The sequence below is a fragment of the Oceaniglobus sp. K40-3 genome, assembly GCF_055808395.1.
The window spans coordinates 303,324-323,502 of record NZ_JBVVRW010000004.1 but is presented as its reverse complement, the minus strand read 5'-3'; the positions used below and the strand labels follow the sequence as shown (position 1 = coordinate 323,502).

The window sequence follows — 20,179 nt, the reverse complement described above, 5'->3', positions numbered from 1 at the left end:
GGAGAATGAAATGACCGACCCAACCACCCTTTCCCCCAAAGAGGCCGCCGCCCGCGTCGTTCGCCGCGCAGGGATGGTGCCGGAACGTGTTGCCTTTATCGACTGCAAGATGCCCGGCTCGCATCTCAAGGAAAATTATTCGCTCATCGGCCCGGGCGTAACCCAGTCAAAAGAGCAGAAAGTCGCGCTGAGCGAACCTCACGGGTTCAGCCTCGGTGTCGCGGCAATGCCCGCAGGGATCACCAATAATCTGCATATCCATTACACTGCCGAGGTCTTCATGATCTATAAAGGCACATGGAAATTCCGCTGGGGTGCCAACGGTGACGAAGGCGAAGTGATTGGTCATGCGGGCGATGTTGTCAGCATTCCCACATGGATTTTCCGCGGCTTTACCAACGTCGGCGACACCGAAGGCTGGATTTTCACCGCCCTTGGCGCGGATGAAACCGGCGGCATCATTTGGCACCCGACAATTTTGGAAAATGCGGCCAAGCACGGGCTTTACCTGACCCGCGAAAACATGATGGTCGACACCGCCGAAGGCGCGACAAAGCCAGCGGACAGAGACCTGATGGAGCCGATGACAGACGCGCAAATCAAATCCCTGCGCAAGTACACGGTTGAAGAAATGACCAATCAGGTCGTTTTCGCCAAGGATCGCATTTTCTCTGGCAAGGCCCTGCTGGACAGCGCCATTCCCGGTCACGGCGGCGAACTTGCCCCGATCCTTGGCAATGGTCTGACCCAGGACCGCGATCATGCGCCGGGCATCATGAACCCGCATGGCATGTCACTGGAGTGGGGCCGTATCCCCGAAGGGGGGCAGATCGGGCCGTTCAGCATTGACGAAAAGCAGGCAATGATCGTGTTCAACGGCAGCGTCGATGTTTGTCAGGATCCGTCAAAACCCGATGACGTGCAGACCGTGGGCGAGCAGGATCTTTATTCCTTTCCGGGGAACACCTGGCGCACATTGCGCGCGACGCCGGGCCATTCCGCCGAATTCGTGCTGATGACCGCCGGGGACAACAAGAAGCGGATCAGATGGTCGGATGAGATTGTCAAACAAGCGACAGATCTTGACCTTGCGATCGATCACAACGGTTATGTCGCCGATCTCAACCTGCTGCCCTATGAGACGCGCAACAAACTGCGCGCCTGAACATCCAGCGGCGGGCCTGCCAAAGGCCCGCCCATGCAAACGGAGATGAACATGCTTCTTGGTGCTATTGGCGATGATTTTACCGGTTCGGGCGATCTGGCGAACACCTTGGCGCAACGCGGAATGCGTACCGTGCAATATTGTGGTGTTCCAAAACAGCCCGCTGAATCTGCGATCGAGGCCGGTATCGTGTCTTTGAAATCGCGCACCATCCCGCCCGCTGATGCGGTCGCACAATCGCTGGCCGCGCTTGATTGGCTGCTGGAACAGGGCTGTCAGCAGATCATTTTCAAGTATTGCTCGACCTTTGACAGCACGCCCCAGGGCAATATCGGCCCGGTCATCACGGCGCTGGCCGGACGGGTGAACGCGGACCGTGTTATCGTCTGCCCGGCGTTTCCCGCCACGGGGCGCACATTGTATCAGGGGCACCTTTTTGTCGGCGATCGGCTGCTCAGTGAAAGCGGCATGAAGGATCATCCGCTTACGCCGATGACGGACCCGGATATCCGTCGGTGGCTTTCGCTTCAAACCGAACTGCCCGTCGGCCATGTGGCCCATGCAACGGTCCGCCAAGGCGCCGGGGCCATTCGCACCGCATTGAGCCATGAACATGAAAACACAAGGCGGCTAATTGTGGTCGATGCCACGACAGAGGCCGATCTTTTGGCCATCGGCGCAGCGGCAAAAGGCTTGCGGTTGGTAAGTGGTGGTTCCGGCATCGCGATGGGGCTTCCCGCAAATTTTCTGCCGCCGGAACGGATGGCGGCGCCTGACATGAGGTGGCATGGGGAATCTGGCCGCGCCCTTGTGATTTCCGGCTCTTGCTCGGTCATGACGCAACAACAGGTCGCACAGCACAAGGAAACAGGCCCGGCATTCGCCCTTGATGCGGATGAGATAATCTCGGGCAAAACAACTGCCGCTATGGTCCTGCGCTGGGTCGAGGCGCAAGATGGGTTGCCATTGGTCTATTCCACCGCCGACCCGGCAACGATGCGCGCAGTTCAGGCCAAACACGGACGTGAAAAATCCGCCACTGCCATTGAGGGGCTTTTCGCCGATCTTGCCAGACTGGCGGTATCCGCCGGTTTCACCCGGATTATCACCGCAGGTGGTGAAACCTCTGGCGCAGTGGTCGAGGCATTACGCCCTGACGCGCTTGAAATCGGTCCCGAAATTGCGTCTGGCGTCCCGGCATTGCGCGCCGGAAATATTGTTCTCGCCCTTAAATCCGGCAACTTCGGCGAACCGGATTTCTTTGCCAGGGCCGCCCGCATCCTGGAGGGAAAATGACCAGTGAATCCACCCTGCGAGAGCAGATCTGCGAAATCGCAGCCTCGCTTTTCGCCCGCGGGCTGACGCCGGGATCAAGCGGCAACATCTCTGCACGACTAGACGATGGCGGGCTGCTGGTCACGCCTACCGGATCGACCATGCGCGCGTTGGACCCGGCCCGGTTGTCGCGGTTTGACGCCGCAGGGCGATTGGTGTCGGGCGACACCCCAACCAAGGAAATGCCGCTGCACACTGCCTTTTATGAAACCCGGAGCAATGCCGGAGCGGTGGTGCATCTGCATTCGGCCCATTCGGTCGCCGTGTCGATGTTGCCGGAAACCGACCCCGAGAATGTGCTCAAACCCCTGACCGCCTATTCGGTCATGCGCTTGGGCAAAGTGGCACTTTTGCCCTATTTCCGCCCCGGCGATCCGGCCATGGGCACCGCTTTGCGCGGTCTTGCAGGCAAACGCAGCGCCGTGCTTTTGGCCAACCACGGGCCGATCGTCGCGGGCAAGGATCTGGAGGCCGCAACCCACGCGATCGAGGAATTGGAGGAAACCGCGCGGCTGACACTGCTGACCCGCGGCATGGCTCCAGTCATGCTGTCAGATGTGCAAATACGCGAACTCGTCGATTTCTTCGATATTTCCTGGGATTGATTTCTTGCAGTCTCGTTCCGCGAATCGGATTCAGGAAGGTATCTTGAAAAGCCAGTGTGATTTCTCCTCTTGAGTATAGGGCAAGCCCGCGTCGGGGCAGGCGAAACACGCCCCCTTCGTCCCATGGGCTGCCGACCCCGAACGCGGCCAGTCTTCGCCGAAATAAGAACCTGAAAGCCGCCGAAGCCCTGTTGGCGTATGGCCAGGCCGGCCCCCGGCGCGCCTTATTCGCGGCATGTGGTTGGCGCCGGCCCGGTTGAGCCACGCTCGATCAACACATTGGGAACGAGAAGGCGCATGGGGGTCAGGATGGTGGTCGGGTGGCGCAACCGGTTGTCCAGCCGGCGTACTGCGGCGCGGCCATATTCCTGCGCCGGGATCCGTACGGTTGTCAGGGCCGGGTTCACCTGCATTGCCGGGCTGAAATCGCCAAACCCCACGACCGAAACATCCGTGGGAATACGCCAGCCCCGGGACAGGATGTCGGTGCAGGCGGTGATTGCCAACCCGTCATGACCGCAAAAGAACGCGGTTGGACAACCGCCATCGGCGAGGATGCGATCAAGCCCCTGGGAAAAGGTTGTGCCATGGCCCCAGATCACGTCATGGCAGGTCAGGTCGGGAATCGCACTTGCCACCTCCTGCAACCCCAGCAGACGTTCGCGCCGGCCACGCAGGTCGATATCGCCGTGCGCAAAGATAATTTCGCGATGCCCAAGGCCATAAAGATAATGGGCAACAGCCACGCCAGCCTCGCGGTCGGTGCCGCCGACCAGATCGACCTGTTCCAGAGGTTCGGCCCAGCCGGATCGAACGACGGGTTTTCGGCTTGCCATGATTTGCCTGAGCGCGGCCTTGTTCTGGATGTTGACCGAGAAAATGGCGGCGCAACCGTCTATGAACTCTGCCAGATCCCCGTCGCTTGCGGCCCAATGGGCCCGGATCGTATAGCCAAGGCGGGCCGCTTCGCTTTGTAGACCGTTCTGTATGAGGACGTTCATTTCGCCGTTTGCATGGTCCTGGGCATCAAAGACCGCGCCGATTGTGGTGGCGCCGCTGCCTCTGCTGCGCGACGGGCGGCTGTACCCAAGGCTTTCGGCAACCTTGATCACCCGCTTCCGTGTTGCCTCGCTCACGCCCTCCTTGCCCGACAATGCGCGCGAGACGGCGAATTTCGACAACCCGGTTTTCTCAGCGATGATTCGCAGGGTGACTTTACTCATGGTGCCCTCACTGGCTTTGCCGCGGCGCGGCAGATTTCAGCCAAGCCTCTGGAAATAAAAATTTTGAAATGTTTGCTGATGCAGAAATAACTTTTTCAACATAACACTTTACCTAACGGTATGCCTTAAACAATGCTACAAGGGAACAAAAACTTGGCATCGTTCTGGGAGGAACAGCATGAACAGGATCGGCAGACGCAGTTTCATCATGTCGACGACGGCCCTTGCAGGGGTGGCGTTGAGCGGTATTTCGGCCTTCGCACAGGATGGGGATCTTCCCCCATTGGAAGCGCGATTGCCCGAAAATCCGTTGGTTATCACGCCCACAGACCGGCCAGGTCAACAGGGCGGCACGTGGAAGCATGCTCTTGTCGGCGGTGGTTCGCTGTCGATGGTTGTCCGATATCAGGGGTACGAGCCTCTTGTAAGGTTCACACCTGATTGGTCAGGGCTGGAACCTAACGTTGCAGAAAGTTATGAGGTGAATGAGGATTCAACCGTCTATACATTTCACCTGCGCAAGGGGCACAAATGGTCGGACGGTCAACCCTATACCACCGAAGATATCCGGTTTTGGTATGAGGATATCTTTCAGGATCCCGACGCGCCGACAACCAAGGGCCAAAGTTACTGGCAGGCGGGCGGCGAGGTTGGAAAACTTGAGATCGTCGATGAAACGACCTTTCGGGTGGTGTTTGCTACACCAAACGGGTTCTTTGCCCACGGGATTGCCTGGGCCAACCAGGATGTGATGACCAAGGCTCCGGCGCATTATCTCAAACAATTCCACCTTAAATATAACCCTGACGCCAACAAGTTGGCAAAAGAGCGCGGATTTGAAAGCTGGATTGCCCTTTTTGCCCGCGAACATGGGCTGGAAGAGGATAATATCCACTATCAGAACTCGTCGCGCCCCACCCTGAATGCATGGAAATTCTCGGTTGCCCCCGGCGAAGATACCGAACGCGCCATCGCCGTGCGCAACGCCTATTATCACAAGGTGGATACCGCCGGCACGCAACTGCCTTATTTCGATCAGGTGGTGTATCAGATGGTCGCCGACCCCGAGGTTCTGTTGTTGAAAACGCTTCAGGGCGAAATCGACATGATGGACCAATATATCGCCACCCCCGCGAACAAACCGGTGCTGTACGATGGTCAGGACAAGGGAAATTATCACTTCTATACGCTGAAGGAAACGGCGGCGAACGTCATGGTGTTTCAACTGAACCTGAACCACACGGATCCCGTCAAGAACGAGCTTTATAATACCCGCGAGTTCCGCCAGGCCCTGTCGGTCGCCATCAACAGGCAGGATTTGATCGATGCGGTTTTCGTGGGGCAGGGCGCGCCCGCACAGCCCTCGATCATGGAAAGTGATCCGCTGTATAACGAACGGCTTGCCAAGCAGCACACCGAATACGATCCGGCGCTGGCCAATGAATTGCTCGATTCCCTCGTGCCCGAGCGCGACAGTGACGGTTTCCGGCTCGATGGGTCGGGGCGGCGTCTGTCGATCCTGTTCGAGATTGATCAGGTGCGCTCGACGTTCATTGATATGTTCGAGCTTGCAATTCCGATGTTTCAGGCGGTGGGGATCGACGCCCAAATCCGCACGATGGACCGGTCCCTTTGGGAAACGCGGGTTCGCAACGGGCGTGATTTTGATGCCACCGCCCACCAGTTCGGTGCCAACGGCGGCATCGCGGCCATGCTCGATCCGCGGTACTTCGTACCCTACAACAGCAACTCGATCTATGCGCCGGGCTGGGCGCTGTACTTTACTGCACCCGACAATCCCGACGCGATCGAACCGCCGCAAGAGATCAAGGATCAGCAGCAACGTTATCGCGATCTTCTGGGAACCGGCGATCAGGCTGGCCAACAGGCCAAGATGAAGGAAATTCTGGAAGCGGCGGCGGATCAGTTCCTGGTCTTTGGCGTGTCCTTGCCGCCTGACGGATATGGGGTGGTCAAGAATGACATGGTGAACACCATGCCGGTCATGCCCAACAGCTTTGGCTGGCCGACGCCGGGGCCATCGCGGCCGGAACAGTTCTTCAAGTCCTGATTCCACCAGCCGGGTGCGCGGCTGCGGTTTTCCTCCGGGGGCCGCGCACCCCATCTTTTATGTGTGAGTAAGACCATGCCTGTTCCGACGAACGATTCCGCGCGCCTGCTGCGCACCCCCGAGTGGTATCGCGGGGCCACCCGCTGGACCCAGCTGACCCTGGCCGAGGATGATCCGGTCAAGTTCGATGCAGCCGAGTGGATTGACGTGTTTCGCCGCACGGGATCGAACGCGGCCTGCATCAGTGCGGGCGGTTATGTTGCCTATTATCCCACCAATGTGCCGTTTCATTATCGGAGCGCCTGGCTGGGCGACACCGATCCTTTCGGGGCGCTGGTTGATGGGGCGCGCGCCCTTGATATGCACGTGATGGCGCGCGTCGATCCCCATGCAATTCACAAAGACGCGGCACAGGCGCACCCCGAATGGGTGGCGGTGGATGCGGCGGGCAATCCGCGCCGCCACTGGGCCTTTCCCGATGTCTGGGTCACCTGCGCCTATGGCGATTACAACACCGAATACATGCCCGATATCGTCCGCGAGATTGTGCGCGACTATGATATCGACGCCGTTTTCGCGAACCGTTGGCAGGGCCATGGCATCTGTTATTGCGAAGGCTGCGCGCGGCGGTTTCGCGATGCGTCGGGGCAGGATCTGCCCCGTTCAAGTGATCCCGCCGATGGGGCATGGCGCGCCTGGGTGGCCTGGCGGCGCGACCGTCTGACAAACATGGTGGTGGACTGGGATCGTGCAGTGCAGGCGATCCGCCCCAATGCCAGTTTCATTCCCAATATGGGCGGCGCGTCGTTGATGGAATTCGACCTTGCGACGATCGAGGCGCATTGTCCGTTTCTTGTGGTTGATCATCAGGGGCGCCACGGGGTTGAACCTGTGTGGATGGCGGGGCGCAACGCCAAGCGTATCCGCGCCACTTTTCGTGACCGGCCCGTGGTTCTGATCACCTCGGTTGGCCCCGAGGAACCGGTGCATCGCTGGAAGGATTCCGTCACCACCGGCCCTGAAATGACCACCTGGATCGCAGACGGCGCGGCCCATGGCATGTTGTCATGGTTCACCAAGTTCAACGGTGTGATCCCCGATCCCCGATGGATCGGCCCCGTGGCCGAAGGGTTCGACCTGCACGCCCGGCTTGAACCGGCGCTGAATGTCACCGAACCGGCCTGTGAAATCGCCATTCTGGACGCCACAACCACCCTGCGTCTGCATGATTGGGCCAACCGGGACGCCGCCGAGGCCGATGAAAAGGGGTTCTGTCATGCCCTGATCGAGGCGGGGCTGGCATTTGAATTCGTGTCGGACCACGCAATGACCGATGCCATGCTCGATCGGTTCCGTGTGCTGATCCTGCCCAATGCGCGATGCCTGTCAGATGCCCAATGCGCCACGATTTCAGCATGGGTTGACCGGGGCGGCAGCCTGATTGCAGCGGGCGAAAGCGCGCTGGCGACCGAAGACGGTAGGCCGCGCGCTGACTGTGGCCTGTCCGATGTGTTGGGCACCCGCGTGACGGGTCTGGCGCGCGGGCCGCTGAAAAACACCTATGTCGAACTGGCGGGCGATCATCCGGTGAACGCCGGGTTTGACGGGGCGAAACGGATTATCGGCGGGTTGCGTCTGGTGGCTGTCACTGCCGGGGCAGGAACCGATACCCCGTTTCTCTTTGTCCCGGACTTTCCCGATCTTCCCATGGAAGAGGTTTATCCCCGCGACCGGGCAACCGCCCCCGCGGTGGTCACACGCGACACCGGGGCAGGGGGGCGCGCGGTTCATATCCCGTGGAATATCGGTGCCACCTTCTGGGAGGTGCAGGCACAAGACCATCAGCGTCTGATTGAAAACGCGGTTCGCTGGGCGTTGGGCACCCCGTCGATGGTCGAAGTCGCCGGGCAGGGTGTGCTGGATATCGGTGTGCGCAGCGGCCCTGAGGGATGTCTTGTCACCCTCGTAAACCTGACCAATCCGATGATGTGGAAGGCGCCGATCCGCGAAATCTTTTCCGTTGGCGCACAGGGGGTGTCGATTGCGGTACCCGACACCGTCACAGGATTGCACGCGCATCTGCCCATCGCGGGAACTGACGTTCCGGTCACCCTGCGTGACGGACGGGCGATTGTCACTGTGCCAAAGATCGACATTCTGGAAGCCGTTCATCTGACCTGGGAGAAAGCCACCTGATGTGGGGCTATGTGTTCAAGCGGATATTGCTGATGGTTCCGACCATGTTCGGCATTTCGGTGATTTCATTCGTCATCATTCAACTGCCGCCGGGCGATTATCTGACCTCGCTTTTGGCCTCGATGGCTGACAGCGGGCAAACGGTGGACCCGGCTGAAATTGCCCGGATGCGGGCCAACTATGGCCTCGATGATCCGGCCTATGTGCAATATTTCAAATGGATATCAGGCATCGTGCTGCGTGGCGACTTTGGCTATTCGTTTGAATGGGGCCGCCCGGTAAGCGAGCTGATCTGGGATCGCATGGGGGCCACCCTTTCGGTGTCGGTTGCGGCGCTGCTGTTTGTCTGGGGCGTGTCGCTGCCCATTGGTATCTATTCCGCCGTGCGCCGCCATTCGATCGGCGATCACGTGGCGACATTCTTTGGCTTTCTCGGCCTCGCGATCCCCAATTTCATCTTGGCGCTGACGTTGATGTACATCAGCTATAAATACTTCAACCAAAGCGTCGGAGGGTTATTCTCGCCCGAATATGTCGGCGCTGAATGGTCATTGGGCCGGGTCTGGGATCTGCTTAAACATCTCTGGATTCCGGTGATCGTGATTGGCACCGCCGGAACGGCGGCCCTGATCCGCATTCTGCGGGCCAATCTGACCGATGAGTTGTCAAAACCCTATGTGGTGACGGCACGGGCCAAGGGATTGTCGGAATATCATGTGATCATGCGCTATCCGGTGCGGATTGCTCTCAATCCTTTTGTATCGGCCATTGGGTGGGTGCTGCCGCAGCTGATTTCAGGGGTCACGATCACCGCGATCGTGCTGAACCTTCCCACCGCAGGGCCGCTTTTGCTGCGCGCTCTTATCAGTCAGGACATGTATCTGGCCGGCAGTTTCATCCTGCTTATGGGGATGCTGACGTTGGTCGGGATGTTGGTGTCCGATCTGCTCCTTGCCCTGCTTGACCCGCGAATAAGGTTCACCTGATGAAAAATGTGCAACATATCGTTGAGGAAACGGGCCCTTCAATCAGCCCGCTGCGCCCCGGAGACGACCCGGGCAAGATTGCGGTATCGGGCCAATGGACCCTGATCCGGCAGAAATTCTTTGCCAACAAGGTAGCGGTTTTTGCGGGCATCGTGGTTTTGCTGTTTTATTTCGTCGGGGTCTTTGCCGAGTTTCTGGCCCCCACGTCGCCTACGCAGGCTCAGCCGCGCACGACCTATGCGCCACCACAGGACATCGCATTTTTCGTGACCGAGCCCGATGGCGCGCGCACATGGCAGCCCCACGTCAAGGGATACGCCATGAGCGTGGACCCTGCCTCCCTTCGCCGGTCTTTTGTAATTGACGAAACTTCGATCATTCCCATTGGCCTGTTCGTCAAGGGCGCGCCTTATCGGCTGTGGGGGCTGTTTGAGATGGACAGGCACCTGATCGGGCCGCTTGATCCGTCAAAGCCGATGAATCTTTTGGGCACCGACAGCCTTGGCCGCGATCTGTTGACCCGGCTGATCTATGGAACGCGGGTTTCCATGTCGATTGGCCTGATCGGGGTGTTTTCAAGCCTGATTATCGGTGTGGTTCTTGGCGCCTTGTCGGGGTATTTCGGTGGCTGGACCGATATTGCAATCCAGCGTCTGATCGAGGTGATCAGCGCCATGCCGACAATCCCGCTGTGGTTGGGCCTTGCCGCCGCGGTGCCCATCGGATGGTCGCCGCTTACGGTCTATTTCATGGTGACGCTCATCGTTTCCCTGCTGGCCTGGACAGGGCTGGCGCGCGAGGTCCGGGGGCGGTTTCTGGCCCTGCGCGACGAAGATTTCGTTACCGCTGCCATTCTTGACGGATCGGGCCGGGCGCGGGTGATTTTCCGGCACATCCTGCCCTCGCTCACCTCGCATATCCTTGCTGTGGTCACACTGGCAATTCCGACGATGATCGTGGCGGAAACCGCGCTGTCGTTCCTTGGGATCGGGCTGAAATCGCCGGTCGTCAGCTGGGGTGTTCTGTTGCAGGACGCCCAGAACATCCGCACCATTGCGACGGCGCCCTGGTTGCTGATCTGGCCCGCCGGCGCGGTGGTTCTGACGGTTCTTTCCTTCAACTTTCTTGGCGATGGGATGCGTGACGCCGCAGACCCATATTCGACATGAGCGCGCATATGATCCATGCAGACCAATCTATGGCCGATCCGGTTTTGACCGTAAGCAACCTGAGCGTGGATTTTCACCTGCGTACCCATATTCTGCATGCTGTCCGCGACGTGGGGTTCAACCTTTATCGCGGCAAGACCATGTGTCTGGTGGGCGAAAGCGGGTCGGGCAAATCGGTGACGGCGCGGGCGCTGTTGCGGCTGATTGATCCGCAGGCCCGCGTGGCGGGTGGCGAAATCACGCTGCATGGGCCACACGGGGTGTTGCGCCTTGATACTCTGGCCGCAAACAGCCGCGAAATCCGGGCGGTGCGCGGCGGGCGTATCGGCCTGATCTTTCAAGAGCCGATGTCGTCTTTGTCCCCCGTCCGCACCATTGGCGCGCAGATTGTCGAGGCGCTGCTGTTGCATCGGAAGATGACCAAGGCCGAGGCGAAGGCGGAAACCGTCAACCTGCTGGCACAGGTGGAAATCGCCCAACCCGAGCAGATGGCCGACCGGTATACCTTTGAGTTTTCGGGTGGAATGCGGCAACGGGCGATGATTGCAATGGCTCTTGCCTGTGATCCCGATATCCTGATCGCGGATGAACCGACGACCGCGCTGGATGTGACCACACAGGCCGAAATCATGGACCTGATCGCGCGCTTGCAGCAGGACCGTGGGATGGCGATGCTGATGATCACCCACGATCTGGGACTTGTGGCCGAAGTGGCCGACGATGTGGCGGTCATGCGATGGGGCAAGATCGTCGAACAGGGCACGGTGGATGAGATTTTCCACGGCGCGCAGCACCCCTACACCAAGGCATTGCTGGCCGCGACCCGGCGCCTTGATACGGCTGCAAAACGCCAGGCCCCTGACAGCGCGGGGGAACCTATGCTGTCGGTGCGGGGGCTTGGAAAAGGCTTTGGCGCAAAGAACTGGCGTGGCAAACAAACCTTTGCGATCAAGGCGGTGGATGACGTCAGTCTTGATCTGTGGCCCGGTGAGAACCTCGGGATCGTTGGCGAAAGCGGTTCGGGCAAGACGACGCTGGGGCGCATGCTGTTGCGGATTATCGAACCATCCGAAGGCCAGATCCTGTGGAACGGCCCAAGCGGCCCCGAGGATGTGACACAGATGTCGCGGGCCGAACTCGCGCGCTATCGCTCGGTGGTGCGGCTGGTGTTTCAGGATCCGTTTGCCTCGCTCAATCCGCGCATGACAGTGAAACAGGTGATTGCCGACCCGCTGATCGTGGCCGAAGGTATGAAGGGCGCGGCACTCGACGCCCGGGTCGCCGAGCTTCTTGATCTTGTGGGTTTGGATCGTTCGGCGATGGAGCGCTATCCACACGCGTTTTCCGGTGGTCAGCGGCAGCGCATCAGTATCGCGCGGGCTCTGGCGCTGAACCCCCGCGTGATTATCGCAGACGAGGCGACCTCGGCCCTTGATGTGTCGATCCGGGCGCAGGTTCTGGACCTGCTGCTGGATCTGCAAAAGCAGCTTGATCTGAGTTTTGTGTTCATCGCCCATGACATTTCCGTTGTGCGGTATTTCTGCGACCGGGTCGCGGTGATGCACCGGGGCAGAATTGTTGAAACCGGCCCCGCCGAACAGATCTGCACCGCGCCCAATGATCCGTATACCCAAGCGCTGATTTCTGCCGTGCCCAACCCCGATCCCCGTGATCGGCGAATGCTGCACCGCACCCGCTTTGGGGCGTGACACCTTTCCGATTTCCGACACGAGGATATGATGCCAAAATTCTGCGCCAATCTGTCGATGCTTTACACCGAGCATCCGTTTCTGGATCGCTTCGCGGCTGCTGCTGCGGACGGGTTTAGCGGGGTGGAATACCTCGGCCCCTATGACCATCCCGAGGCGGATATTGCCGCCGCGCTCACTGATGCCGGTCTGACCCAGGTTCTGTTCAATGTTCCCTCGGGCGACTGGGCGGCGGGTGAGCGGGGCATGCTGTGTCTGCCGGACCGGGTGGATGAATTTCGGGCCGGTGTCGATACGGCGTTGCAATATGCCAAGGCACTGAACTGCAATCAGATCAACTGTCTGACCGGTATTGCGCCCGAGGGGGCAGACCCGGCGCAGCTTGACGCCACGATGATCGAAAATCTGGCCTATGCCGCACCGCGCATGGCCGCGGCGGGGGTGCGGTTGTTGCTTGAACCGGTGAACAGCCGCGACATCCCCGGCTTTCACTGTGCCCGTGTCGATCACGCGCTGCGCATCATTGACGCAGTGGGCGATCCGAACCTTTGGCTGCAATACGATTTTTATCATGCGCAGATTATGCAGGGTGATCTGATCCCGACGTTTGAACGGCATCAGCGCCGGATCGCCCATGTCCAGATCGCCGATCACCCTGGCCGACACGAACCGGGAACCGGCGAAATCCACCATCCCTTTCTGTTCCGGTGCCTTGATCGCCTTGGCTATGACGGCTGGGTGGGCTGTGAATACAAACCCCGCGCCGACACGTCTGCAGGGCTTGGCTGGATGACAAATATCGGAGACATCACATGAAAATCGGGTTTATCGGATTGGGCGTCATGGGGCGGCCCATGGCAGGGCACCTGATTGCCGCCGGGCATGAGGTGTATCTGCACCGGGTCAAACCGGCATCACAGGATCTGGTTCAGGCGGGCGGCATTGCCATGAACAGTGCGGCCGAGGTCGCGGCCGCTGCCGAGGTCGTGATTTTGATGTTGCCCGACACACCGGATGTCGAACAGGTGCTGTTCGGTGAAACCGGTGTGGGCTCTGCCTTGCAAAAGGGCGCGCTGGTGATCGACATGAGTTCGGTTTCCCCTGTCGCGACCAAGGAGTTCGCACGGCGGATTACTGATCTGGGCGGCGATTGGGTGGATGCGCCAGTGTCGGGCGGCGAAGCGGGGGCCAAAAACGCGGCTCTGACCATCATGGCTGGCGGCAGCGAAACCGCCTTTGCCCGCGCCGCGCCGATCCTTGAGATCATGGGTCAGCGGATCACCCATATTGGCCCGGCAGGCGACGGACAGACGGCCAAGGTCTGCAACCAGATCATCGTCGGCCTTACGATCGAGGCGGTGGCTGAGGCGCTGTTCCTGGCCGAACGCGCCGGTGCAGACCCCGCCAAGGTGCGCGAGGCGCTGATGGGTGGTTTTGCCGACAGCACGATTCTGAAAGTTCACGGCGCGCGGATGATCGACGCGGCGTTTGCCCCCGGGTTTCGGCTTGAACTGCATCGCAAGGATATGGGGCTGGCCGTCGATGCGGCCCGCGCCCTTGATCTGGCCTTGCCCAACACTGCGGTGGTTCATCAGATGATGAGCGCCGCCATCGGACGGGGGGACGGCGGGCTCGATCACGCGGCCCTGATCCGAAACCTGCAAACACTCGCTATCGCTCAATAACACAAAATCAGGCCCGGTTTTCAGGCCGAAAGGATACTCCATGCCCGCAAAGCTTGCTCAAGTCCCTTATGGGGCGGTCTATTTCCGAAAATCGAACCCACCGCGCGAAGATTGGACGCGGGATTACGGTATCGCCTCGAGCGATGGCCTGAACACCTTTCGTCATTGGTTCATGTGGTCCGCAATCGAACGGGCTCCGGGCAAATACGACTGGGATGATTGCGACCGGCAGCTGGACCTTGCCGCCGAAAATGGCATGGCCACGGTCATTGCTGAATTCACCATGGCATCGCCGGACTGGCTTCAGCGCAAGCTGAACCATGCCCGCATGCGCACGGCAGACGGGCGGTTCATGGCGTCGCAGCACAGCCCTTCGGTTGCCGTCGGTGGCTTTGGCGAAGGATTGGGCGGCGCGGGGCCGCTGACGCTGAACGCGCCCGAGGTGCATGAGGCGGTGATGGGGTTTCTTTCGGAAATGACCAGCCGCTATCGCGGGCATCCGGGCCTTTTGGGCTATGATGTCAATAACGAGATGAATTATATGCCCGCCTACGATTTTTGTGATCCGACGGCGGCGGCGTTCCGGGTTTGGCTGAAGGAAAAATACGGCACGCTCGATGCGCTGGCGCAGGTCTGGCATCGCTATTCCTATGCCGAATGGGATGACATCATGCCGCCCCGCCAGATTCAGCCGTACGCGGAATGTCTCGACTGGTTGAAATTTCGCGAAGACAATTTTTACGGTCACGTGGATGACAAGATTGCAACGATCCGCGCAACCGATCCGGATGCCAGGATCATCTCACACGGGATTGCAGGTGGTGTCTCTGCCATGGCCGGGCATGGGTGCAACGATTGGCGGGCGGCGGAACAGGTTGAAATTTATGGCTATACCTGGATCGCGGCGCGCAAGGGCAATCAGCCGTGGCGCAATTTCTTTGCCGGTGATCTGATCCGGGGTGCGGCGCGGGGCAAACCGTTCTGGCACGCCGAACGTCAAGGTGGGCCGCTGTGGATGCAGCCACAGGTTCTGGGCCGCGACAAGGACGATGCGCGGGTCGCAACCCCTGAGGATTTGCGCCTGTGGTCGCTTGCCTCATTTTCGGCGGGGGCACGAGGGATGATGAACCTGCGGTATCGCCCGTTGCTGGACGGGCCGCTGTTTGGTGCTTTCGGTGCCTATGGGATGGATGGCAGCCGTACCCCCCGGTCCGAGATGCAGGCGAAAATTGGCCGCTGGGCCAATGCCCCCGAACAATCGGCCCTGATGGCCGCCACTCCGGTGCGCGGTGATATCGGCCTGTTGATGATCCCCGAGGCGCAGCGGTTCGACCTTCTTTTGTCCAGCCAGGGTGGGTTTACCACCTATCAGGATGCGATGTGGGGCGCTTATCGCGGGTTTTTCGATTTGGGGGTGCAGGTCGATTGGGTGCACGATGCGGATATTGAAAAATACGATGTGCTTTATGCGCCATATCCGATCATGATGCCCGCCGAACTGGCCCGACGGCTGGCCAAATGGGTGGCCGCCGGTGGACGTCTGATCAGCGAGGCCTGCCCGGGTTATTTTGGCGATAACGGCCATGTGGGGGTGCAGCAACCGAATAACGGGCTTGATAAGGTCTTTGGCGTCACCGAGCATGAGGTTGAATTCATGCCCGACATCGCCGACCGAATCCGCTTGTCACTTGACGGTGCGGTACTGCGCGGTGGCGGGTTCTTGCAGTCGTATCAGGCAGATGGCGCCAAGGTTCTGGGCCAATTCGACGATGGGCGCGTGGCGATCACAACCTCTGCCCATGGCGAAGGGCAGACCCTGCTGGTCGGAACCCATGTTTCAGCCGGTCATTTCCGCGATCTTGACGCCGGTGCAGAAGGTGCCGGGGCGTGGTTCCGCGCCTGTATCGAATGGGCGGGAATTATCCCTGCCGTTCAGACCGGAAATCATGCGGTGCAGGGACGTCTGCACAGTGATGGGACGCGGCGTTTTCTTTGGCTGATCAATCCCACGCCCGAGGCGCAGAAGGTCAGTGTTGTCATTGACGGAAAGCCTCTTGTTGCGGCCAACCCCGCCGCGTGGGGCGATGCCCGGACAGGAGAAGTTCCGGGCCGGGATGCCGTGATCCTGGAGCTGTAACGCCCACTTTGCCCCGGCCCGGCGCCGGGGCGTTTGGTGCTGGCCTGATAGTCGAATGCGTGTAAACGACGATGGGGCCAGGGGCCAGAGGAACCCGCGCCGCAAGGGGGATAGATGAGGTCGGCGCACCAGTGCTGATTTGGGCAAGTGATGGGCCATCTGCCGCGAGCCGACACGAGGGCGTTTTAAGGAGTTGACGGCCAATGATGTCCATAAATGCCAGGTTCGCGCCGCTTTCGCGGCGTTGCTGGGGTATTTATCCTGTTGAACCCCGATGCTGCCGTGAACGCCGTTGAATTTCGGGGTCACGTTTATCCCCGGCGGCCCCGCCAGGTTGGCGGCGCTCTTGTCGATGACGCGCCGCAACCACCTGATAACGCTGCCACATACCAGCCCCCAGAGACCGGAAATGTTGCGCCACCGCCCGCTGGTCACCGTTCTGCGGCCCGGCGGATCATCAAGGTACGGGAGCCATAGGCCTCAGCCGATCAGCGCGTCAATTTCGCCCTGCGTGATCCTGTCGGGCAGGGCGGTGGGTGCGCGCACATCTGCCCGGGCGATGACACCCTTCCTGACCAGCATCTGCTTGTGCACATGATAGAACAGATCGTGCTGCTGCGCGCCAAGGCGGTTGATCGCCATGATCTCATGATCGAACACCTCGCGCGCTGCCGCTTCGTTTCCCGCCAGCAGGTGATCCCAGACCGCGACGAATGCGGCGGGCTGGCTGCAAAACGGCATTGTGCCACGGGCGCCACGGCGGAATTCCTCGATCATGTAGCTGCCCGCCAGCCCGCCGATCACGGTCAGGGTGTCCGCGACCTGCGCGGCCATCGCGCCCACTTGGGCGACGGTCGGCATGGTTTCAACCTTGATCGCCCGCGCCGTGGGACAGCGGGCCTTGACCGCGCGGGCCATCCCGGCGGGGATCGGGCCTTGCATCACATCCTGAAGGATCAGGGGCAGGGGGGTCGCGCGGCCCACGGACTCGAAACATTCCACGCCGCTGTCCGGGCCGGTCGGCATGAAGGACGGCGGAAACAGCATCAGCGCGTCGGCGCCAAGCTCGGTCGCGCGGCGGGCATGGGCCACGGTCAGGTCGGTCCCCTGCGCCGAAACGTTCATCACCACCGGCACGCGGCCATTCACGGCCTTGACCGTCAGCGACAGGATCTCGTCCCGCTCGGTCGTGTCCATCTTGTAAGGCTCGCTGCCGATGGCGATGCCCAGGCCATGCACGCCCGCGTCGATGTTGAATTCGATCAGCGATTGCAGGCTGTCGGCGTCGATACGGTTCCTGCCGTCGAAAGGGGTGACCAGAATCGGGATGATGCCGGTGAAATCGGGGTTTTCCATGGGAACCTCGTCAGGGTGAAGCGTTGAAATCGAACATTGTTTCCAGATCAGTCTGGATCGGGCGTGTGTCGGGGTGAACCTCCATCAGCGGCGCCATGTGGGCCCACCATTGCCACATCACCGGATCGGGTTCGCCCGGCGGCGGGCCAGCGCGATCCTGCACCGCGAACAGGGTCAGACCGTGACGGTGGATGGTGAACCGCGACACGCCCGCCCTGCGCATCTGGTTCAGAATTTCGGGCCATATGGCATCGTGGCGGGCCTTGTATTCGACCTCGCAGCCCGGTTTCAGGGTCATGATCCAGGCGCGGCGCGTCATCGGATAATCACGTTGTCGTCGATGTAATCCCAGATGATGTCATACCCCATGCCCGGGCCTGTGGGCAGGGTGACCATGCCGTCACTGTCCATCGGGTCGCAGTTGGCGCGCAGATAGGGGTGGGGCGCGTCGTAGTCGACGCCGGGCGCGAGCAGACCCTTTTCATAGTATTCGCTGGTATCTTCGGATGTGGCGCCCATGGCTTGAAGATTGCCCCAGCCGGCCATGTGGATTTCGCATTTGATGCCGTAAGCCTCGCAGACCACCGCCGTTTTGCGGCATCCGGTCAGACCGCCGCGCCGCACGTCCATCCGGCTCATGTCGCTCGCGCCGCGCAAAATCCATTCGGCGCGGGTGAACACGCCCCCGGCGGCGATTTCGGGCGCCAGGATCGGGATCGACAGGCTCGCGGCACAGGCGCACATAGCTTTCCACGCGATATTCCGGCATCGGGTGTTCAAACCAGTAGAAATCCAGCTTCTCCAGTTCGCGCCCGACCTTTATGGTTTCTTCCAGCGTGTGATAGGTGCCCCAGACGTCGTACATCAGAACCATGTCAGGCCCGACCGCCTCGCGTACCAGGCGGCAAGTTTCGATATCGGCCTTGATGTTCGAGGGGCGGCCCGGCGTGGGCGTGCCGGTTTCGGGGTTCCAGAAGTAATGGGGGTGGATCTTGTAGGCGGTGTATCCCTGGGCCTGACAGTCCAGCGCGTGATCTGCATAGACCTGCGGAGCGCCGATATTGGGATAGGTCGAGGCATAGCATTTCACCCGGTCGCGCGCACCGCCCATCACCTTGTAGGCCGGTTGGCCAAAGGCGCGCCCCGCCAGATCCCACAGCGCCAGATCGACGACCGAGGCGACGACCTCGGGGATGTTGGCGACCCAAAGCCATTTCCAGATCATCTCGCGGTCGAACGGGTCTTGCCCCAGCAGCAGCGCCTTGATCCGCCCGGTCAGCAGCCCGGCCTCGACCACGTTCAGCCCGTCCTGATCGCCATGCTTGCCGCCGCCCAGGAAATAGCCCGAAAGCCCCGCGTCGGTGTCGATACAGGTGATGGTCTGCGTGACCTCGGCGTTTGGCAACAGGCGGGCGTGGCCGATGTCCCACCGGTCCGCATGGGTGCGGAAGGTGACGACGCGGACATCGGTGATCTTCATGGCTTACGCCCCGCCAAGGCGTGCGCCGGTTTTGGGATCGAAGGCGTGTAGCTTGCCCGGCTCGACCGAAAGGCTCAGGGTGTCGCCGACCCGCGCCGTCACCCGGTCGCGCGTGGTGATCAGGGCATGCCCGCCCGCGATATCGACGGTGAACTGGATTTCCGCGCCCGTCGGTTCGACAAGGGTGACAGGCGCATCAAGCGTGCCGCCGCCGATGACGAAATGTTCGGGCCGCACCCCGGCGGTAAAGATCTGCCCCTCGCGCAACCCTTCGGGGGCGTGGCCAAGGGCCTGACCGTTGGAAAGAACCGCCTTGCCCGCCTTGGCGGTGCAGGTCATGAAATTCATCGAGGGCGAGCCGATGAACCCCGCCACGAACAGGTTGGCGGGCGTGTCATACAGATCAAGCGGCGCGCCGATCTGTTCGACGTGGCCATCCTTCATCACCACGATCTTGTCGGCCATGGTCATCGCCTCGATCTGGTCGTGGGTGACATAGACGATGGTGGTGCCAAGGCGCTGGTGCAGCTCCTTGATTTCCGACCGCATCTGGACGCGCAGTTTCGCATCCAGGTTTGACAGCGGTTCATCGAACAAAAACACCTTGGGGTCGCGCACGATGGCCCGGCCCATGGCAACCCGTTGGCGCTGCCCGCCCGAAAGCTGCTTGGGATAGCGGTCAAGCATCGCCGTCAGGCTGAGGATATCGGCTGCCTTGGCAACCTTGCGTTCGATCTCGTCCTTGGGAACCTTGTTCAGCTTGAGGGAAAACGCCATGTTTTCCGACACCTTCATGTGCGGGTAAAGGGCATAGTTCTGGAACACCATGGCGATGTCGCGGTTCTTGGGCTCCAGCCCGTTGATCACCTTGTCGTTGATCGAAATGTCGCCGGCGCTGATTGTCTCCAACCCGGCAAGCGAGCGCAGAAGCGTGGATTTTCCACAGCCGGACGGGCCGACAAGAACGACGAATTCACCATCGGCCACATCAAGATCGATGCCATGCAGCACCTCGACCGGGCCATAGGATTTGCGGATATTGCGAAGTGTGACAGACCCCAT

General features: G+C 60.6%; 16 protein-coding genes and 1 pseudogene. 11 read left to right on the top strand and 6 right to left on the bottom strand.

The features are described 5' to 3' along the window. Positions 1 to 10: 10 nt before the first annotated feature. The 3 genes from AC0L7P_RS20950 to otnC are packed head-to-tail and all read left to right on the top strand — an operon-like array spanning position 11 to position 3,105. Complete coding sequence (locus AC0L7P_RS20950; protein WP_473436053.1) at positions 11 to 1,165, top strand: cupin domain-containing protein; 1,155 nt, start codon at positions 11 to 13, stop codon at positions 1,163 to 1,165. Between the two features lie 51 nt (positions 1,166 to 1,216). Then, positions 1,217 to 2,461, top strand: coding sequence for a 3-oxo-tetronate kinase (otnK, locus tag AC0L7P_RS20945; RefSeq protein WP_473436052.1), 1,245 nt, complete (start codon positions 1,217 to 1,219; stop codon positions 2,459 to 2,461). Beyond that, positions 2,458 to 3,105 carry a 3-oxo-tetronate 4-phosphate decarboxylase gene (gene otnC / locus AC0L7P_RS20940; protein ID WP_473436051.1) on the top strand — a complete coding sequence of 216 codons (648 nt, stop codon included), beginning with the start codon at positions 2,458 to 2,460 and terminating at the stop codon, positions 3,103 to 3,105. The genes otnK and otnC overlap by 4 nt, the downstream gene beginning before the upstream one ends. 224 nt (positions 3,106 to 3,329) lie before the next feature. Here the strand turns inward: otnC and AC0L7P_RS20935 are convergent, their stop codons facing one another. Further along, positions 3,330 to 4,328 (bottom strand): LacI family DNA-binding transcriptional regulator, encoded by a 999-nt coding sequence (locus AC0L7P_RS20935; RefSeq protein WP_473436050.1) that lies wholly within the window; start codon positions 4,326 to 4,328, stop codon positions 3,330 to 3,332. A 178-nt stretch (positions 4,329 to 4,506) separates the two neighbouring features. Here AC0L7P_RS20935 and AC0L7P_RS20930 point away from each other — a divergent pair, with 178 nt between their 5' ends. The 8 genes from AC0L7P_RS20930 (at position 4,507) to AC0L7P_RS20895 (ending at position 16,281) form a co-directional block, all read left to right on the top strand. Beyond that, positions 4,507 to 6,399, top strand: a complete 1,893-nt coding sequence (locus tag AC0L7P_RS20930) for an ABC transporter substrate-binding protein (protein ID WP_473436049.1) — start codon at positions 4,507 to 4,509, stop codon at positions 6,397 to 6,399. A 75-nt stretch (positions 6,400 to 6,474) separates the two neighbouring features. Further along, on the top strand, positions 6,475 to 8,595 hold the full coding sequence (locus AC0L7P_RS20925; protein ID WP_473436048.1) for a family 10 glycosylhydrolase: 2,121 nt from the start codon (positions 6,475 to 6,477) through the stop codon (positions 8,593 to 8,595). Next, positions 8,595 to 9,581, top strand: a complete 987-nt coding sequence (locus tag AC0L7P_RS20920; protein WP_473436047.1) for an ABC transporter permease — start codon at positions 8,595 to 8,597, stop codon at positions 9,579 to 9,581. Before AC0L7P_RS20925 ends, AC0L7P_RS20920 begins: the two co-directional genes overlap by 1 nt. Next, the gene (locus AC0L7P_RS20915; protein WP_473436046.1) at positions 9,581 to 10,750 is read left to right on the top strand and encodes an ABC transporter permease; all 1,170 of its coding nucleotides are present in this window, start codon (positions 9,581 to 9,583) and stop codon (positions 10,748 to 10,750) included. Before AC0L7P_RS20920 ends, AC0L7P_RS20915 begins: the two co-directional genes overlap by 1 nt. 8 nt (positions 10,751 to 10,758) lie before the next feature. Beyond that, the gene (locus AC0L7P_RS20910; protein ID WP_473436045.1) at positions 10,759 to 12,459 is read left to right on the top strand and encodes an ABC transporter ATP-binding protein; all 1,701 of its coding nucleotides are present in this window, start codon (positions 10,759 to 10,761) and stop codon (positions 12,457 to 12,459) included. Between the two features lie 30 nt (positions 12,460 to 12,489). Then, positions 12,490 to 13,275: a 2-oxo-tetronate isomerase gene (otnI, locus tag AC0L7P_RS20905; protein ID WP_473436044.1), complete on the top strand. Its 786-nt coding sequence runs from the start codon at positions 12,490 to 12,492 to the stop codon at positions 13,273 to 13,275. Beyond that, entirely contained in the window at positions 13,272 to 14,144 is an 873-nt protein-coding gene (locus tag AC0L7P_RS20900; RefSeq protein ID WP_473436043.1) for a 2-hydroxy-3-oxopropionate reductase, read from the top strand. Before otnI ends, AC0L7P_RS20900 begins: the two co-directional genes overlap by 4 nt. 40 nt (positions 14,145 to 14,184) lie before the next feature. Continuing rightward, complete coding sequence (locus AC0L7P_RS20895) at positions 14,185 to 16,281, top strand: beta-galactosidase (protein ID WP_473436042.1); 2,097 nt, start codon at positions 14,185 to 14,187, stop codon at positions 16,279 to 16,281. 480 nt (positions 16,282 to 16,761) lie between these two features. Here AC0L7P_RS20895 and AC0L7P_RS20890 read toward each other — a convergent pair whose 3' ends face one another. The 5 genes and pseudogenes from AC0L7P_RS20890 to AC0L7P_RS20870 form a co-directional block, all read right to left on the bottom strand. Further along, the gene (locus AC0L7P_RS20890) at positions 16,762 to 17,637 is read right to left on the bottom strand and encodes a dihydrodipicolinate synthase family protein (RefSeq protein ID WP_473436041.1); all 876 of its coding nucleotides are present in this window, start codon (positions 17,635 to 17,637) and stop codon (positions 16,762 to 16,764) included. Positions 17,638 to 17,647: 10 nt separating this feature from the next. Beyond that, the gene (locus AC0L7P_RS20885; RefSeq protein ID WP_473436040.1) at positions 17,648 to 17,956 is read right to left on the bottom strand and encodes an L-rhamnose mutarotase; all 309 of its coding nucleotides are present in this window, start codon (positions 17,954 to 17,956) and stop codon (positions 17,648 to 17,650) included. Next, the gene (locus AC0L7P_RS20880; RefSeq protein WP_473436039.1) at positions 17,953 to 18,381 is read right to left on the bottom strand and encodes an enolase C-terminal domain-like protein; all 429 of its coding nucleotides are present in this window, start codon (positions 18,379 to 18,381) and stop codon (positions 17,953 to 17,955) included. Before AC0L7P_RS20880 ends, AC0L7P_RS20885 begins: the two co-directional genes overlap by 4 nt. Before the next feature lie 10 nt (positions 18,382 to 18,391). Continuing rightward, positions 18,392 to 19,117, bottom strand: a pseudogene (locus AC0L7P_RS20875) (enolase C-terminal domain-like protein); the annotation flags it as partial. Positions 19,118 to 19,120: 3 nt separating this feature from the next. Beyond that, complete coding sequence (locus tag AC0L7P_RS20870; protein WP_473436038.1) at positions 19,121 to 20,179, bottom strand: ABC transporter ATP-binding protein; 1,059 nt, start codon at positions 20,177 to 20,179, stop codon at positions 19,121 to 19,123.

Coding starts and splice junctions, on each gene's coding strand:
- AC0L7P_RS20950 (WP_473436053.1), top strand. CDS start 11: ATGACCGACCCAACCACCCTTTCCCCCAAAGAGGCCGCCGCCCGCGTC.
- otnK (WP_473436052.1), top strand. CDS start 1,217: ATGCTTCTTGGTGCTATTGGCGATGATTTTACCGGTTCGGGCGATCTG.
- otnC (WP_473436051.1), top strand. CDS start 2,458: ATGACCAGTGAATCCACCCTGCGAGAGCAGATCTGCGAAATCGCAGCC.
- AC0L7P_RS20935 (WP_473436050.1), bottom strand. CDS start 4,328: ATGAGTAAAGTCACCCTGCGAATCATCGCTGAGAAAACCGGGTTGTCG.
- AC0L7P_RS20930 (WP_473436049.1), top strand. CDS start 4,507: ATGAACAGGATCGGCAGACGCAGTTTCATCATGTCGACGACGGCCCTT.
- AC0L7P_RS20925 (WP_473436048.1), top strand. CDS start 6,475: ATGCCTGTTCCGACGAACGATTCCGCGCGCCTGCTGCGCACCCCCGAG.
- AC0L7P_RS20920 (WP_473436047.1), top strand. CDS start 8,595: ATGTGGGGCTATGTGTTCAAGCGGATATTGCTGATGGTTCCGACCATG.
- AC0L7P_RS20915 (WP_473436046.1), top strand. CDS start 9,581: ATGAAAAATGTGCAACATATCGTTGAGGAAACGGGCCCTTCAATCAGC.
- AC0L7P_RS20910 (WP_473436045.1), top strand. CDS start 10,759: ATGATCCATGCAGACCAATCTATGGCCGATCCGGTTTTGACCGTAAGC.
- otnI (WP_473436044.1), top strand. CDS start 12,490: ATGCCAAAATTCTGCGCCAATCTGTCGATGCTTTACACCGAGCATCCG.
- AC0L7P_RS20900 (WP_473436043.1), top strand. CDS start 13,272: ATGAAAATCGGGTTTATCGGATTGGGCGTCATGGGGCGGCCCATGGCA.
- AC0L7P_RS20895 (WP_473436042.1), top strand. CDS start 14,185: ATGCCCGCAAAGCTTGCTCAAGTCCCTTATGGGGCGGTCTATTTCCGA.
- AC0L7P_RS20890 (WP_473436041.1), bottom strand. CDS start 17,637: ATGGAAAACCCCGATTTCACCGGCATCATCCCGATTCTGGTCACCCCT.
- AC0L7P_RS20885 (WP_473436040.1), bottom strand. CDS start 17,956: ATGACGCGCCGCGCCTGGATCATGACCCTGAAACCGGGCTGCGAGGTC.
- AC0L7P_RS20880 (WP_473436039.1), bottom strand. CDS start 18,381: ATGTGCGCCTGTGCCGCGAGCCTGTCGATCCCGATCCTGGCGCCCGAA.
- AC0L7P_RS20870 (WP_473436038.1), bottom strand. CDS start 20,179: ATGGGGTCTGTCACACTTCGCAATATCCGCAAATCCTATGGCCCGGTC.